The organism is Porticoccus hydrocarbonoclasticus MCTG13d (assembly GCF_000744735.1).
Lineage (GTDB): Bacteria > Pseudomonadota > Gammaproteobacteria > Pseudomonadales > Porticoccaceae > Porticoccus > Porticoccus hydrocarbonoclasticus.
On record NZ_JQMM01000001.1, the window covers coordinates 1,606,035 to 1,620,792 of the forward strand.

The 14,758-nt window shown below is 52.1% G+C and carries 18 protein-coding genes; 7 read left to right on the forward strand and 11 right to left on the reverse strand.

Annotated elements, in window-relative coordinates:
- Positions 1-34 precede the first annotated feature (34 nt).
- The gene (locus U740_RS07670) at positions 35-766 is read right to left on the reverse strand and encodes a lipopolysaccharide kinase InaA family protein (protein WP_036860054.1); all 732 of its coding nucleotides are present in this window, start codon (positions 764-766) and stop codon (positions 35-37) included.
- Between the two features lie 294 nt (positions 767-1,060).
- Between U740_RS07670 and gloA the strand changes: the two genes are divergently transcribed.
- A complete protein-coding gene (gene gloA / locus U740_RS07675) occupies positions 1,061-1,444 on the forward strand; it encodes a lactoylglutathione lyase (protein ID WP_036860055.1) in 384 nt (127 codons plus the stop codon).
- Positions 1,445-1,469: 25 nt separating this feature from the next.
- Here gloA and U740_RS07680 read toward each other — a convergent pair whose 3' ends face one another.
- Genes U740_RS07680 through U740_RS11870 form a run of 10 tightly spaced genes read right to left on the reverse strand, consistent with a single transcriptional unit; the run spans position 1,470 to position 9,755 of the window.
- Positions 1,470-2,207, reverse strand: a complete 738-nt coding sequence (locus U740_RS07680; RefSeq protein ID WP_235189837.1) for a hypothetical protein — start codon at positions 2,205-2,207, stop codon at positions 1,470-1,472.
- Between the two features lies 1 nt (position 2,208).
- Positions 2,209-3,006, reverse strand: coding sequence for an FTR1 family protein (locus tag U740_RS07685; RefSeq protein WP_036860056.1), 798 nt, complete (start codon positions 3,004-3,006; stop codon positions 2,209-2,211).
- A 7-nt stretch (positions 3,007-3,013) separates the two neighbouring features.
- Positions 3,014-3,373, reverse strand: a complete 360-nt coding sequence (locus tag U740_RS07690; protein ID WP_036860057.1) for a cupredoxin domain-containing protein — start codon at positions 3,371-3,373, stop codon at positions 3,014-3,016.
- A 3-nt stretch (positions 3,374-3,376) separates the two neighbouring features.
- Positions 3,377-4,687 (reverse strand): ATP-binding protein, encoded by a 1,311-nt coding sequence (locus U740_RS07695; protein WP_036860058.1) that lies wholly within the window; start codon positions 4,685-4,687, stop codon positions 3,377-3,379.
- Positions 4,684-5,343, reverse strand: coding sequence for a response regulator (locus U740_RS07700; RefSeq protein ID WP_036860059.1), 660 nt, complete (start codon positions 5,341-5,343; stop codon positions 4,684-4,686). The genes U740_RS07695 and U740_RS07700 overlap by 4 nt, the downstream gene beginning before the upstream one ends.
- A gap of 9 nt (positions 5,344-5,352) precedes the next feature.
- Positions 5,353-6,009, reverse strand: a complete 657-nt coding sequence (locus tag U740_RS07705) for a tetratricopeptide repeat protein (RefSeq protein WP_036860060.1) — start codon at positions 6,007-6,009, stop codon at positions 5,353-5,355.
- Between the two features lie 11 nt (positions 6,010-6,020).
- Positions 6,021-6,830 (reverse strand): SDR family oxidoreductase, encoded by an 810-nt coding sequence (locus U740_RS07710; protein ID WP_036860061.1) that lies wholly within the window; start codon positions 6,828-6,830, stop codon positions 6,021-6,023.
- 12 nt (positions 6,831-6,842) lie between these two features.
- Entirely contained in the window at positions 6,843-7,535 is a 693-nt protein-coding gene (locus U740_RS07715) for an iron-containing redox enzyme family protein (protein ID WP_036860062.1), read from the reverse strand.
- Positions 7,532-9,025, reverse strand: coding sequence for an AMP-binding protein (locus tag U740_RS07720; RefSeq protein WP_160172060.1), 1,494 nt, complete (start codon positions 9,023-9,025; stop codon positions 7,532-7,534). The genes U740_RS07715 and U740_RS07720 overlap by 4 nt, the downstream gene beginning before the upstream one ends.
- A complete protein-coding gene (locus tag U740_RS11870) occupies positions 9,000-9,755 on the reverse strand; it encodes a thermostable hemolysin (protein WP_081890888.1) in 756 nt (251 codons plus the stop codon). Before U740_RS11870 ends, U740_RS07720 begins: the two co-directional genes overlap by 26 nt.
- Before the next feature lie 249 nt (positions 9,756-10,004).
- On the opposite strand from U740_RS11870, the gene U740_RS07730 reads away from it, so the two are divergent.
- From U740_RS07730 to U740_RS07755, 6 genes are all read left to right on the forward strand, one after another.
- Positions 10,005-10,523, forward strand: coding sequence for an aminoacyl-tRNA deacylase (locus U740_RS07730; protein WP_051921295.1), 519 nt, complete (start codon positions 10,005-10,007; stop codon positions 10,521-10,523).
- Positions 10,524-10,708: 185 nt separating this feature from the next.
- A complete protein-coding gene (locus U740_RS07735) occupies positions 10,709-11,491 on the forward strand; it encodes a putative hydro-lyase (RefSeq protein WP_036860063.1) in 783 nt (260 codons plus the stop codon).
- 25 nt (positions 11,492-11,516) lie between these two features.
- Positions 11,517-12,251: a 5-oxoprolinase subunit PxpA gene (locus U740_RS07740; RefSeq protein ID WP_036860064.1), complete on the forward strand. Its 735-nt coding sequence runs from the start codon at positions 11,517-11,519 to the stop codon at positions 12,249-12,251.
- A complete protein-coding gene (gene pxpB, locus U740_RS07745; RefSeq protein WP_036860065.1) occupies positions 12,251-12,931 on the forward strand; it encodes a 5-oxoprolinase subunit PxpB in 681 nt (226 codons plus the stop codon). The genes U740_RS07740 and pxpB overlap by 1 nt, the downstream gene beginning before the upstream one ends.
- Entirely contained in the window at positions 12,928-13,869 is a 942-nt protein-coding gene (locus U740_RS07750) for a 5-oxoprolinase subunit C family protein (protein WP_051921296.1), read from the forward strand. Before pxpB ends, U740_RS07750 begins: the two co-directional genes overlap by 4 nt.
- Positions 13,870-13,890: 21 nt before the next feature.
- A complete protein-coding gene (locus tag U740_RS07755; RefSeq protein WP_036860066.1) occupies positions 13,891-14,745 on the forward strand; it encodes a glutamate cyclase domain-containing protein in 855 nt (284 codons plus the stop codon).
- The last annotated feature ends 13 nt before the right edge of the window (positions 14,746-14,758 follow it).

Sequence of the window (14,758 nt, forward strand, 5' to 3'; positions counted from 1 at the left end):
TTTCAGCCAGTCGTCGATAACCGGGGTTGCGGGGTTAGTTGCAATCGGTTGTCGAAAGCCAGGGCACACCTTTGTTTGGACTGAGGTAGGAAAATTGTCGATAGGTGGAATTGAAAATGCCCCAGTGGCGTTCAGTCATCGCGGGCATATGTCGGCGCATCTGGCGTATGTCGTGCCGGGAGGCCTGGCTAATGGATAACCGTCGACGGCATTTTTCGAGATCAATCAGTGCGACTTCAATCTCGTTGCTGCCCTTCCTTTCATGACGAAAAAAAATGTGTTTGTCATACAGACAGCCATGCTGCCAGCGACTATTGTGAAGTCTTGACAGAATCTCGCCAAGTTTTCGGGAGAGAGCATCGAGTGTCTCTTTTTTCACGAAATCGTCAGTTACGCTCTCCTGCCATGCCTCAACACTGGAAAACCCAGCCAATTCCCGAGTCGCCAGAATTGCCTGAATTGCCCCCTGGTGGAGGCGTGTTTGCGAAAAGACGACTTCCGGCGTTGATATTCCCAGTTTGTGGCACACATCCAGCCGGTGGGTTTCACGGGCTATGGTGGCATAGCCCAGTGGATGTCTGAGACTGCGACAAGTATGGTCAGTCTGTTTTTTGATGTAGTAGGTGGCGCCATTGATTCGGCATCGCTGGACACCACTTATTCCGCCCCGTCGATGGTTTGGTTCTTCAACCCAGGGGCCTTCCATTTCCCACCAGTAGTCAAAATCACTATCCGTTTGAGCGTCTCTTGATAACGTATTGATCATTATTATTATTCTTTTCTGGATAACGGTGAATGTCACGGTTGTTACATAAAAAGTACACAAAAATAGCTGAAAAAGCAAAACAGGGGGCTGTGGAAAAAAACTCTTGCTAATGGGCTTGGGTTACTAAAAAAGCCGATGGCCAAATCGATGTCTTTGTTAAAGGTTTTATTTGATTCAATTTGGATTTACTTTGTAGCATGGCTTTTTAGCCGAGACTGGCTGGAACTCAATACCCTTGCAAGTTGTTGCGGGTAAGTACGGACAGGTTCCGGAAATAATTAGAGAGGTAAGTTTATGCGTTTATTACATACCATGTTGCGGGTGAGGGATCTCGATACGTCCGTTCGCTTTTATACCGATGTGCTGGGGATGCAACTTTTGCGTCGCAAGGATTTCCCCGATGGCCGTTTTACTCTCGCATTTCTGGGTTATGGTGATGAGTCGGCAAACACTGTACTTGAGCTTACTCATAACTGGGATACGTCCACTTACAATCTCGGTGATGCCTATGGGCATATCGCCATTGGTGTGGAGGATGTCTATGCTGCCTGCGAGCGAATTCGTAGATCGGGGGGAAAGGTTGTCAGGGAACCCGGCCCAATGAAGCATGGCTCGACAGTGCTGGCTTTTGTGGAAGACCCGGATGGTTACAAAATTGAACTGCTGTCAGATAGTTGAGGTTGTAGAAGGTTGACTTGCCTCCCTAAAATTCATACTCAATCAGAACCCGCAGCGTATTGTTGGCACTTTTATCATTCATGCCAAACAGGAGGCCTGCCTCCCAGTGCAGACTGCGCCTGACACCGGTTTGAATGTTTCCCATTAATGCGGGTCCCAACGCAACGGTCTGCTCATTAACATAGAGTTCCAGTGCCGGTTCAATCCAGCGTGACAGACGATAACGTGTCTGTAGGCCCGCTGAAGATTCAATCTCATCCTCAATGTCTGAGCCCCATTCCTGGCTGATAATGATATTGGCTGTGCCGCTCCAGCGACCCCATTCCTTTTCGGCCAGGATCCCGGTTGAGAACTCCCAGATATTTTCCTTGGCCTGTTTTTCCAGCTCAAACAGGATGCCCCAGTCAGCCCAGTATTCCCCCTGTTCAGTGAGTTGCCATTTGGCTTCCACTTCATAAGCCGCCAGCGAAAAACTATCATTGTCGGCTTTGTCACCTGTCAGATACAGCTCACCAAACCAGCGGTCACCAAAAGCTCGACCATAAGAAAAACGATACAGCTGGCGATGGTCCGGTTGGTCCGGCTGATCGTCCTGATAGATTGCACGCCATTCCAGTTCCTGCTCCAGGGCGTCCACATAGGGATGGTAGATTTTATCCACGGCATTGCCATCGGCAAGGGCCATCATCGGGTTGGTGAGACAGAACAAAATGCCTACTCCTCGAGTTGCATAGCCGAGAAGAGTCTGGTGGGTAGTGTGCATACTATTTGTCACCCGTATTTGTACGACGGCTGAGGAAGTGGTTTAGATGACCTAGTGTGGCGGAGATGCTGACCAGTAGGAAACCAAGGCCATAGGCGATTGCCTGAAAAAGTGATGGAGTGGCTTCATAGCCGATCAGGGCATAGAGCAGGTGGCCGGGGATGGAATCCTCCGGTAGCCAAATTGAGCTGTCCCAGAGAACCGGGGAATAGGTTATCCAGTCAACCTGGGTCAACAGGAGGGTTGCCTGAGAGGCCATGGTGCCGCCGATCAAGGCCAGCAATACAATACAGGTGCAGAAAATCCAGCCCACAGGTAGGCTGAGCAAACCGAAGTACAGTAATACCCCTGCGCTCAGACCAATCCCGGCCCCAATTCCTGCTCCGGTAAATGTTGGCTGAATGCTCGCCTGATGGTTGAGTATGCCGCCTAGATAAATCACGATTTCGGCCCCTTCCCGGCTGAGTGCAAGGGCGACACAAATGGACATCAGGTAGGGTAATGCATGCCTTGAGGATGAAGGGGGTAAGGTTGAATACAGTCCTATCAATGTTAGCAGTCCGAGAACAGCAAGCATGATTGTGGCGATAAGGATTTCCTGCCCGGCATAGTCCAACCATTCAGAAATCGTGGCCAGGTTGAACGATAGAATGAATGCGCCAATGCCGCCCAATATCATTCCGGTGGCAAACCACCGGGCACTCAGTTGAAGCTGTCTGGACAGCACCAACAAGATGCTTATCAATAGTGCGGCCTCCAGTATCTCCTGAAGTATCAGTACGACTGAATTCAGAAACATAAGCGTCTCATTCTGATGGTTGCTGTGCGGTAACCACTATTTTTCCCTGAGCTGTTTTTGGGTAAAACTCACCGAAAAAGGGGTACTCTCCGGGTGGCAGCGGACCAATGAAAATCACCGTTTTACGATGGCCGAGAATCACTTTTTCACGGTTGAGCTCATAACTTTCAAACTCTTCCGGTGTTGGATCCTCGTTGATTACCAACAGCTTGATTTTTGTATGGGCGGGAACTTCCAGTGTATCCGGAAAAAACAGGTGGTTGCGGATTCTGAGCTCGACTATCGGTGTGTCCGCGAAACTGGTATTACTGCCCATGCCAAGCGTGAAGGCGAGGAGTATGACAAAACGGCCAACGCTTCTGCTCATTATTTAGTCTTCCGTTCGTGTGAAGATGATAATAAAGGCTGTGCCGCTCTCAAAACGGGAATGTTCTATCTCAATACGAGCGCGGTGAAGATCCGCAATATTGCGGACGATGGTCAAGCCGAGGCCGCAGCCGGGGGTTGTCGATCCATCTGGTTTATTGTTCAGACGCTGGAAACGTTTGAATATTTTATCGTAATCCTCAGGAGCGATACCTGGCCCGGAGTCTTCCACTTTGAGATAGGCCAGATGCCCCTCGGTGCTGACCGTCACAAGAATATGACCCCCTGGAGGCGTGTATTTACTGGCATTGTTGAGCAGGTTCTGAAGCAGAGTGGTTAACGCAAAGGGGTCACCCTCTATCATGCAGGCCTGCCCGGCAAGTTCTGCTATCTGTTGTTTGGTTTCAAATTTTGTATGTAATTCTGCAATAACATCCTGCGCCAATTGGTGAAGATCAATGCGACAGAAGTTGTGGGCCAGCTGCTCGGGTGTGGAACGGTACAGGGACAACAGTTGCTCGACCAGATGCTGGATACGGTCTACCCCCGCGCGCAATTGTTGGAACGCCTCATTATCAGGAGAGATATCTTCCTCCAGATTGTGCAGCTGAATTTTGAGGGCGCTGATAGGTGTGCGCAACTCATGTGCGGCATCGGCTGTAAAGTGTTTTTCCCTGTTCAGTGCAACTTCGAGACGGCTCATTAATGCATTGATTGATTGGTTGACCTGCTGTAATTCGCTTTTGAGCTCCGGTAATACCACTGGAGAGAGGTCATCGGCTTGCTTGTTCTTGAGCTGTTGGGAGAGCATTCGAAGTGGCTTCAGGCCATGACTGATAATCAGCCAGATCAGCAAGCCGGCCAGGGGAATACTCAGCAATATCGGTAAAATGGCGTGACTGATCACACTTTCTGCCAGTCGATAACGCAAGTCTGTCCGTTCAGCGGTGATGATCCAGTTTCGGTGATTCTGATCATAGTAAACGAGGGTTCGCCAGCGATAACCGTCGAAATTGGCGTGGCCAAAACCGGGATAAAAATCTGTTATGGGTCGTGTTTGCTCGATGCCAAAGGAGGCGAGGAGCTTCTGTCCCTGCCATACCTGGTAGGCCAGCGTGCTTTCGTCATCAAGAGGCTTTATCGGGTGGCCGGCATAGAGTCGTGCAATCAGTTCTGCTGTTTGTCGTAAATGCTGGTCAAACAGCTTGTTGGCTTCCTTCAGGCTGGAACTGTAACCCTGCAACGCGGCAACAAAATTGAACAGGGTGAGTACCGCCAGGATGGCGGCAATCAGGAATATCCGGATTGATCTCACGGAGCCGTGACCTTGTAACCAACGCCGCGCACGGTTTTAATGAAGTCGACACCGAGTTTTTTCCTGAGATGGTGTATGTGTACTTCAAGCGCGTTGCTACAGATTTCTTCCCCCCAGCTGTAAAGCCGCGCTTCCAGGGTATTTCGGGTCATTATCCGGCCCGCATTTTCCATCAATGCTTTCAGTAACATATATTCCCGGCGTGACAGTTCTTTGGGTTCACCCTGACAGCTCACAGACTGATCGCTGGTATCCAGGGTAATCGGGCCAATCGTAATTTTTGTCGATTTGACTGAGCTGAGGCGGCGTTCGAGAACCCTCAGGCGGGCCAGAAGCTCACTCATCTCAAAGGGTTTCGCCAGATAGTCGTCGGCTCCGGAGTCCAGCCCGGTCACTTTATCGTGCAGGGTATCTCTGGCCGTCAATAGCAATACCGGCAACGCAGCCGATCGGCTGCGAATTGATTCGAGGACTTTCAGACCATTGATATCCGGTAAACCGATATCCAGAATAATGATATCCGGGGGTTCCGTCTCCACTACATGGATACAGGCTCTTCCCGTATCCACATGATTTACAGAGTAATGCTGCCTGCTCAGGGCTGCTTTAAGCCCCTGGGCCAGAGGTTGATCATCTTCTACCAACAGAATTTGCATTTGCGCTAATCAGCTTCCCAGTTTCTGTTCAATAACGGCCAGCGCCTGGCTGATTTCCTTTTGCCGCCCGGCATCGGCCAGTGGTCGGTTAATGCGCGGCGCTGCCGTTTTTGCCTTAAGTAAATAAGTCCGGGCATCCTGGTAACGTTTTTTCCCGATCAGATAGTCGGCATAAAAGTAATTGCTGTCTATTCCGTCGGGGTTGATGGCCAGCGCTTTAAGCAGCAATTTCTCCGCTTTTTTGTCATCGCCAAAACCAATTGGCCAGCCCGGGACATGGCAGTAGAGCGTACCCAGGCTGGTATAGGCCGATCCGTCCAATGCCTGAGGGTCTATTGCCAATGCCGCTTCCAGGTCGGCTTTCGACGACTTGGCCAGCGATAATGCACCGAGACCGCCTTTGGCTCCTGCATAAGTGGACTTGATAATACCACGCCAGATTAGTGGGGCTGCATTATCGGGGTGTCTTGAGACGACGGCGTCGGCCTCCGTCGCAAGAGAGGCGAAGGCCTCACTCTGTGCCTCCCCCTCCATCTGATAGTTGACCTCAGCCCAGCGTTTTTGCAGGGTACTGATTTCTTCTGTGACACCGGCCCAGCCAGAACTGGCGGTTAGCGCAAGCAGTGCCACAGAACTTGCCATGATGTTTTTAATGGTGTGTTTCATAATGTGAGTCTCTAGGTGTTGATTTTAGTCGTTTCGTGGTTGTTGAGAATTTTTTTAATGAGCGGCATTTTTTTAACCAGTGCGCGGTCAACCAGTCTCGGAAACAGAGCATTAATTTTCACAAACAGTTTTTCCGGCCATCCCATGAACTGACATTGCCGGTTGGTCATGACCAGCTTTATCAGCGTATCAGCGACCTGTTCCGGTGAATCTACCCTGTTGCCGAGGGCGCGATTCAGGGTGTTGGCAGCGGGTGAATTCAAGCTGGTTTCCGTCGCTCTGGGGGCAAGATAAAAGACCTGAATGGCGGTATCGCTGAGTTCCCTGCGTAGCGCCTCGGTAAAGCCTTTCAGGCCCGATTTGCTGGCACAATAGGCGACGTAGCCGGGGTGACCGATGCTGCCATAGGTCGAGCCAATGTTAACCACGGCTGACTCCGGTCTATTGTTCAGGAGGGGGATCAGCTGTTTTGTCAATAACATGGGGGCAATCAGGTTTGTACTGAGTATCTGCTCAATACTCTCTTCAGACTGGTGCTCGAAGCATTGAAATGTTGTTGTGCCTGCCAGATTGATCAGCAGGTCAATGCCCCCGCCATCGACACACCGTGACAGGATGTCATGTCGACCTTCAGAGGTGCCGATATCCGCCACGATTATTTGATGATTTCCCGTCAATTGTCCGGCAAGCTGGTTCAGTGCCGCTGTGTTTCGCCCAACCAGCCTGAGGTAGGCACCTTTCTTGACCAATGCCCGGGCTACCGCGCAACCAATGCCCCCAGTGGCACCCGTCAGTAAAATCACTTTGTTGTTCAGTTCCATATTGCGTTTCTTTCAGGCTGTGCGTGGAATGTTGTGCGAAACATCGTCGAGTGAACGGAAGAGGTCACCATAAAGTCGATAAAACATCCTGGCTGAATGAATGACTTGTGCTTGGTCCTGCGGTGAGTCTATGCGGTTCATAAGACCTTCAAAAAAAGTGACATGTTCCTTGTCCAGTGACCCGTGGGAATACAGGTAGGAAAAGGCATTTTGAGGAAGACCTAATGTTCCGCGAACATTGTCTGCAACGGTTTCGGCGATACTGACGCTGGTGCCTTCAAGTACGTGAACCATGCCAAAGAATCCAACCGGGTTGACGCGCATGACGGTATCGTAGGCGTAGGCGATCATCAGTTCCGTTGCGGGATTGGGTCGACCGTGTCTGACCACGTCACTGTCATAACCACAGGTGGCAATATCGTTGAGAATCCACTCCTGATGACCGATTTCTTCTTCAATGTATTCCGCTACTGCCTGGCGCAACCACTCCTGCTCCTCCGGTAACCGGGAGCCCACTGCCATCAGTAGTGGCACGGTGTGTTTGACATGATGGTAGGCCTGTTGCAGAAACCCCAGGTAGTCATCGATATTGATGCGACCTTCAAGGCCCCGCTGGATAATGGGTGCAGAGAGCAGGTGATTTTTGTCTACGTCTGTTGCTGTCGTCAGCGTATCGAAAAAGGGAAGGGGTGTTAGTGCGTTCATACGTGTGACTCCTCAACGGGCATGTTGTAAAGCTGGTCAATTTGGCCGGCATAATGTTGAGCAATGGCTGCCCGTTTTGGTCGACCATTGTCCGTTATCAGTGCAGGGGTTTTTGTCAAGACTGTGGGCAATCTCTGCCAGTTCCGAATGCGTGCGTAATCAGGCAGTTGTTGGTTGATTTGTTGAATGATGTCATTTACCTGTTGATCAGTGGTGCGGCTATCCCGCGTCGACAGTAATGCTACACAATGTGATCTGGCATCACCGAAGACGATAAAGTCCGCAAAGATTGGTGATGCGAGAAATTCGGATTCCACCCATTCCGGGCTGATATTGCGGCCGTAACTGGAAATCATCAGGTTTTTACGTCGCCCGAGAATATGCAAGAAGCCCCTGGCATCGAGATAGCCGAGATCGCCCGTGTGGATAGTCTGTTGTCCCCAACTTGATGGAGTATTGGCATAACCGAGCATGGCGTTGCCATTAACGACAACTTCTCCATCGATAATTTGCACATTCAGGTGCCGCAGGGGCTTTCCACAACTACCGGGAACCTGATCGCGGGGGGTGTTCAGACTCACCACAGAGGCGCATTCTGACAGGCCGTAGCCCTGGTAAGCGGGAATGCCTGATTGCCATGCCTCTATCAGCAATTGATTCGCCACCTTGGCACCGCCCACTGCGACGAACTTCAATGATTCGGGGGTCTGCCACCCATTGCGGACACTGACCACCAGCAGTTGCAGGAGTTGTGGTGTCAGGATCAGTGTGTTGGGCTGGTATCTGGTGATGGTTTCAATCAGGGTGGTCGGTTCCACTGTTGAACTACCGCAGACGCCCATTTCCTCCAGAGTGGGGACAATGACCTTTCCGCCGAACAACAGCGGTGCATAAATACCGGCAACATTTTCCAGCAGGGTGCTCAATGGCAACAGGCATAGGTGTCGTGGCTTTGATAGCCCCACAGCACTGCCGAGGAACATCGCCTCATCGATTAGTTGCCGGTTGCTGAGACAGACCCCTTTGGGGGTACCAGTAGATCCAGAGGTGTAAGTGATTTTTCCGGTATTCTCAGGAATGAGTGCATGGTCCTCGAAGGCCGGGATACGGTTCAGCCAGAGTTCGGCAGCGCCGGGTAGCCGGACGGTTTCCGTTACCTGTTCTGATAGGCCGAATACAGCGTTGGGACCGCTGATGATGGCATCGACGGGTGTTTCTCTCAGGGCATGTTGCACCTGCCTGTTGGAGAAAAAGGTTGGCAAGGGGAGTAGGCAGATGTCAGCCTGCTGGCAGGCCAGATCAATCACCACCCAGTCGGGGCCATTATCGAGGTGTAACGCCAGTCTGCCGATCTGATGTTTCTTCAGCAGAGCAGCCAGTTCGCCACAGCGTTGTCTCAACGAACCGTATGTCAGGCACTGTTTTGCGTCTCTGACGACGATCTGGTCGTCGTTATAAAGCCCATCAAGCCGCGAAAGAATAGTCGGCACTATCTACCCCACGGAGCTGTAGCTGTTCTTTGGCCAGGCTGTTAATGCGCGCATCATAAAATGAAAGTGCGGCCCGCAAGGTTTTCCTCTCGTTGATTACCTCTATGGCCTGTGCCAATTGTCCGGCAACCACAACGGGCCGGGTCTGGTAATAACTGCCCCATTCCTCTTCGGTGGATGTCTGCAGTCGGGAAGCTCTGGCGTCTGCGACAGGGTGCAGTTCAAATCCCAGCTTGCTGATGGCTTTCCTGACTTGTGGTGTCGCAGTAAACACCAGCCATTCAAAATTAGCCCGCTGTAGGGTGGCCGCCAGCAGAATGAATAACAGTTGACTCGAGCCCCTTTGGGTGGCGGCCAGATTGCCGATTTCGGCAATCTGATGGCGAGCTACGGGTACAGACGAATAACGGTTAATTTCCAGCTCGATGGGATTGTCCAGGTACTGCTCAAGAAACAGCGGACTTGCATCGACGGGCCGGATGCCTGTTACGGCAGACAGTTGATCCCGACAGGACAGACTGAGGAAGATGGGCAGGAACTCGTGCACTGTGGCGCCATAGGTTTGAAAAAACTGTCTGGCGACATACTGTTGTACAGTCGCGGTGCTTTCAGAATGCGGTGAGTGCAGGTTGAGAGCTGGCGCCGGGACAAGCCATCGGTTCAACCACTGCTTGGCATGGATGTTGTCGGAATATTCCTGACTGGTTTGTCTGATCTCTTGCATGTTCATACCCTGATCGGTACCTGGTTACCTTGCAGAGTACTGACTAATACTTAAAGTATTCTTAACAACAACGGGGGATGCATAATTTCTTCAGCAACCCGGCCAAATCTCGCAGTAAAAAATGGATTAAGTTGGATTAGACCTGTCCCGATGAACCCGATAGATCGAATTGTTCTGTGCCCTGCGAAGGTGAAAGTGCATCAGTCGAACTATACTGTAAGTAACCTGTTTACACTGATCAGGAGGTGCCGGATTATGAGTATCTCACCCGTATTGGCTGATTATCTCGGTCGCAAAAAAATTAATTATGAAGTGCTGAAACATGCACAAACCAGTAACTCGATGGCCACTGCCCGAGAGGCACATGTGCCCCCGGAAAAACTGGCAAAAGCTGTGGTCGTCAAGCAGAACGATCATTATGCAATGTGTGTTATCCCCGCATCCAATAAGTTGATACTTGAGTGGCTGGAGTACGGTCGCCAGCACGAGTATGAAATTGCCGATGAAGGGGATCTGCAGGGACTTTTTCCCGACTGCAATGAAGGTGCAATCCCGGGCCTGGGGCAGGCATTCAAGCTGGATGTCATTGTGGACAGCGCTCTGCTGGATAACCTCGATATTTATATCGAGGCGGGTGACCACAATCATCTGCTTCATTTGAGTCAGGGGGATTTTCAGGAGGTCATGAAAAATGCCTGGTCTGCACCGATAAGTTGTCTGCGAAATGGGCAAAGCGACAAGCCTTATCTATGGGCGCCACCTGAAGACGGTTAAGAAGCCAGCCTCCATTATCCCTAGATGCATTGTTTGCGGCACTAAGCATTCGGGTGCTGTCGGATTTTGTTGTTGAAGTTGGAAAGACTTGCCCCTGAAATTTTGATCATCTCCTGCCTGTGGTCATAGGCCGTGTTCGATGGTTGAATGTCAGTTGACGGTTACTCTGGTCAGGAATATTCCAAATGCCAATATCCAATCCGCATGAGTTGCGACTGGCTGTCCGATCCGGTCAATTTACCGGGCACACTTCTGGGCATTGCCGCGGTTTTGTGCAGGGGAATGTGGTCATTCTTCCTGAGAGCTGGGCCGGTGAATTTCTGCGTTTTTGCCAGCTGAATCCCAAGCCCTGCCCATTGATCGCCGTCTCTGACGCTGGCCAATACAGTTTGCCGTCACTCGGCACCGAGCTGGATATTCGTAGTGATGTGCCGTGTTACCGTGTCTTTGAGGAAGGGCGGCTAGTTGACGAGCCCGTGGATATTACTGCCTACTGGCGGCAGGATCTGGTGACTTTTGTCCTGGGTTGTTCCTTTTCCTTTGAAGAGGCACTGCTGACTGATGGCCTTGAAATACGCAACATTTCGGAGGGAGTCAACGTGCCGATGTATCGCACCAGCATACCCTGTCGCTCGTCGGGTCGCTTTGGTGGAAACATGGTGGTCAGTATGCGTCCCTTCAAAGCAGCCGACGCTATCCGGGCGATTCAGGTATGTACCCGGTTCCCCAGCATGCACGGTGCCCCGATACACTTGGGCGATCCGGCCCAAATTGGTGTCGGGCAGCTAGAAAAACCGGATTATGGCAATTCGGTAACAGTCCATGCCGATGAAACACCCCTTTTCTGGGCCTGTGGGGTGACGCCACAGGTTGCGCTCGAGCAGGCCAGACCACCGTTGTGTATTACCCACAGCCCAGGTTCCATGCTGGTGACCGACCTGCTAAACAGCCAATTGGCGATAATGTGATGGCTCGGCTTCAGAGAGGTTTGTGATGTCATTGATGTTGAACGCTGATCTCGGCGAAACCATTGATAGCGGATTGGTTGGCGCAGACGAAGCGGTGATGCCCTACATTCACCAGGCCAGCATTGCCTGTGGCTACCATGCCGGTGATCACCTGATAATACAGCGGACGCTCAATCTGGCGGCAAAATACAGTGTGATGGTTGGGGCACACCCCGGCTACCTTGATCGCGAGGGTTTTGGGCGCCGTTCCATGACTTGCTCAAACGATGAACTTGTTGCGCTTATGCATTATCAGATATCGGCACTAGACGGAATGAGTCGTTCGCAAAACCTGTCTCTATCCTATGTCAAACCCCATGGGGCGTTATACAACGACATGATGGTGGATGATCAACTTCGTCGTGCAGTGATGTTATCCGTAGCCGGTTTTTATCGACCGATTCATCTTGTCCTGCAAGCCACACCCGAAGCCGAACTGCACCGTCGTGAGGCCGAAGCACTGGGTGTTACGCTCTGGTTTGAGGCTTTTGCCGATCGGCGCTATGACAGCAATGGTATGCTGGTGCCCCGTTCCGAGCCGGGTGCGGTCCACGACAGGAAAACAACGCTCGCTCAGGTTAAACAGCTTAAACGTTATGGCTCGGTTACCACCGAGGATGGCGACTCGCTGTTCATTAAAGCGGATACCCTGTGTATTCATGGTGACAATCCGGAGAGCGTCGCGGTGATTCGTGAAATCCGGGCATTGCTTGAGCAATAATGAAGGTCGTTCCCGCCAGTGAAAATGCGCTGATTATCTATTTTGATCAGGTGGTTAGCGCAGATACCTCAGCCAGAGTACGGCAGGCAACTGTTGTGCTGGAGTCTGCGTTAGCCGATGTGCTGATTGATCTGGTGCCTTCCTATGCCTCGCTACTGGTTATATTCGATCTCTCGAGGATTGAAGCCACAACCCTTGAGCAGCAGATTACAGCGCTACTTGACGTTGCACCAACTGCTTCCGATTCAGTCGGCAAGCTCGTCGAGTTACCTGTCTACTACAGTATGGAGTCCGGGCCGGATCTCGCTGAAATCAGTCGCGCCAAGAAAGTCTCGGTGGAGGAGGTGATCACTCTGCACCAGTCCCGGGAATACCTTGTGTACGCAATAGGTTTTGCCCCGGGATTTGCTTACCTCGGGGAGGTCGATTCGCGCATTGTCATGCCCAGACTTGATACACCCAGGACTTCGGTGCCCCGCGGTAGCGTGGGTATAGCGGGCCGACAGACTGCTGTATATCCGGCGGACTCCCCCGGTGGCTGGAATTTGATTGGCCTTTGTCCCGAGCGAATGTTTGATCCCCTCAGCGAACCCGGCATGCCAATTCGGGTGGGGGATCGGGTACGCTTTTTCAGTATCAGCCGGGAAACCTTTCTTGCCAGGGGTGGCCGGTTAGTATGAAGGGTGGTTTTCGTGTGGATCGTCCCGGCGTCCTGACCCTTCTCCAGGATGCAGGTCGCTTTGGCTATCACCGCCTTGGGTTGACTACCGGTGGTCCTGCCGATCCCCTTGCGTTCAATTGGGCCAATCGTCTGTGCGGGAATGATCCCGGCATGACGGCGCTCGAAGTGACTATCGGCGGTCTGGAACTTGAATGCCGGGCAGCTACAATTTTTGCCCTCTGTGGTGCAGACATGCCACTGACTATTAACGGGCAACCAAAGGAGAGCTGGCGTAGCCACCGGGTAAGATCCGGTGACAGGGTGGTGTTGGGTTATGCCCACAGGGGCATGCGTGCCTATTTGGCGGTGGCTGATGGGTTCAATATCTCCGCAACCTTCGGCAGTACGGCGACGGTTATTCGTGAAGGCGTGGGAGGCTTGTCAGGTAATCCGTTGCAGGCTGGGGACCATTTGCCCTGTGCAGACACCTCGGGTCGTCAATGTCTCTCGCTGGGGCGTGGCTATCGACCGGTTTATGGTGGCCGCGTATTGTTGAGGGTCGTGAGTGGTTATCAGTCAACATTGATCGCAACTGACCAGCAGCAACGTTTTTTTACCAGTGAGTACCGATTGTTGAGTCAGTCCGACCGGATGGCGTCTCGGTTGGCAGGCCCCCCCATTGGTATTGATATCCCCGATCTTTTATCCGAAGGTATTTGTCTGGGGGCGATACAAATCCCTCCGGATGGTCTGCCCATCATACTGATGCATGACCGTCAGACTATCGGTGGTTACCCCAAGCTTGGCTCAGTGATTTCTTTGGACATGTCACAACTCACGCAATTAAAACCGGGTGGTCTGATTTCTTTTAAGTCGGTCACGATGGCGGAGGCCCGTCGCATCCGACTGGCGGCGGACAGAATGTACTGGCAACTAAAACCCGAGGTTTGTGATTGATGGCTAATATTGTGGTGGCGTATGAATGATCTCCGGCGTGAGTTGGCAGTTAGCAAAAGCATTGAACACCTGCTGGTGGCACGCAATCTGCGGGGAATGCAATCCGTTCAGTCCAGCCTTAAACCCGGCTACTGTCTGCGGGCAGCCAGGCGGCTGTTGAGCTGTTCTGGCCGGGTATTGATCGGCACGGGTTTCCCTGTGCTCGACACCTTTGAATCTGATGGGCCGGCCGGTGCAATTGCGCTTTATCGAGTGCTTGAACAGACTGGTGCCGAGCCGATACTGGTTTGTGGCGATGTATTGGCTAACGCCATAGGCGGTGATTATTGCGTGGAGCGCGTGCCCCTTGGTCGTCCCGCAGGGCTCAGGCAGCAGGTAGCCGACCTGTTAGCGTATTGCCAGCCAGAGCTCATGGTCAGTATCGAACTTCCCGGGCCCGCAGCTGACGGACATTATTACAATATGCGCGGCGAGGATATCAGCTCCGGCACCCTCTGCTTTGATGTCTTTCTTGAGCTCACGGATTGTCCGGTCATTGCATTAGGTGATGGTGGCAATGAGATCGGCATGGGTAATGTGCTCGATAAACTGGGTGAACTGACCATTATTCCGTCGGTAACCACCTGTGACGAGTTGGTCATAGCGGATGTATCCAACTGGGCAGCGCTCGGGTTGGTGGCCATGATGTCCCATTGCGTAGGGACAGACTATCTGGCGGACTGGGATAACCGGGCAATACTTGAATACCTGGCCTGTCGGGGCAGTATCGATGGCGTCACCCTTGATAACACACTGACAGAAGATGGCCTGCCCAGTGAAACGGGCAAGGCTCTGGTTGATTCGTTGCGTGATTTGATCGGTGTTAGCGGTGTTTAGGGTCCAGGCTGAG

Excerpts from the sequence above, each read along its gene's own strand:
- U740_RS07670 (WP_036860054.1), bottom strand. The coding sequence starts at position 766 with ATGATCAATACGTTATCAAGAGACGCTCAAACGGATAGTGATTTTGAC.
- gloA (WP_036860055.1), top strand. The coding sequence starts at position 1,061 with ATGCGTTTATTACATACCATGTTGCGGGTGAGGGATCTCGATACGTCC.
- U740_RS07680 (WP_235189837.1), bottom strand. The coding sequence starts at position 2,207 with ATGCACACTACCCACCAGACTCTTCTCGGCTATGCAACTCGAGGAGTA.
- U740_RS07685 (WP_036860056.1), bottom strand. The coding sequence starts at position 3,006 with ATGTTTCTGAATTCAGTCGTACTGATACTTCAGGAGATACTGGAGGCC.
- U740_RS07690 (WP_036860057.1), bottom strand. The coding sequence starts at position 3,373 with ATGAGCAGAAGCGTTGGCCGTTTTGTCATACTCCTCGCCTTCACGCTT.
- U740_RS07700 (WP_036860059.1), bottom strand. The coding sequence starts at position 5,343 with ATGCAAATTCTGTTGGTAGAAGATGATCAACCTCTGGCCCAGGGGCTT.
- U740_RS07705 (WP_036860060.1), bottom strand. The coding sequence starts at position 6,009 with ATGAAACACACCATTAAAAACATCATGGCAAGTTCTGTGGCACTGCTT.
- U740_RS07710 (WP_036860061.1), bottom strand. The coding sequence starts at position 6,830 with ATGGAACTGAACAACAAAGTGATTTTACTGACGGGTGCCACTGGGGGC.
- U740_RS07715 (WP_036860062.1), bottom strand. The coding sequence starts at position 7,535 with ATGAACGCACTAACACCCCTTCCCTTTTTCGATACGCTGACGACAGCA.
- U740_RS11870 (WP_081890888.1), bottom strand. The coding sequence starts at position 9,755 with ATGAACATGCAAGAGATCAGACAAACCAGTCAGGAATATTCCGACAAC.
- U740_RS07730 (WP_051921295.1), top strand. The coding sequence starts at position 10,005 with ATGAGTATCTCACCCGTATTGGCTGATTATCTCGGTCGCAAAAAAATT.
- U740_RS07735 (WP_036860063.1), top strand. The coding sequence starts at position 10,709 with ATGCCAATATCCAATCCGCATGAGTTGCGACTGGCTGTCCGATCCGGT.
- U740_RS07740 (WP_036860064.1), top strand. The coding sequence starts at position 11,517 with ATGTCATTGATGTTGAACGCTGATCTCGGCGAAACCATTGATAGCGGA.
- pxpB (WP_036860065.1), top strand. The coding sequence starts at position 12,251 with ATGAAGGTCGTTCCCGCCAGTGAAAATGCGCTGATTATCTATTTTGAT.
- U740_RS07750 (WP_051921296.1), top strand. The coding sequence starts at position 12,928 with ATGAAGGGTGGTTTTCGTGTGGATCGTCCCGGCGTCCTGACCCTTCTC.
- U740_RS07755 (WP_036860066.1), top strand. The coding sequence starts at position 13,891 with ATGAATGATCTCCGGCGTGAGTTGGCAGTTAGCAAAAGCATTGAACAC.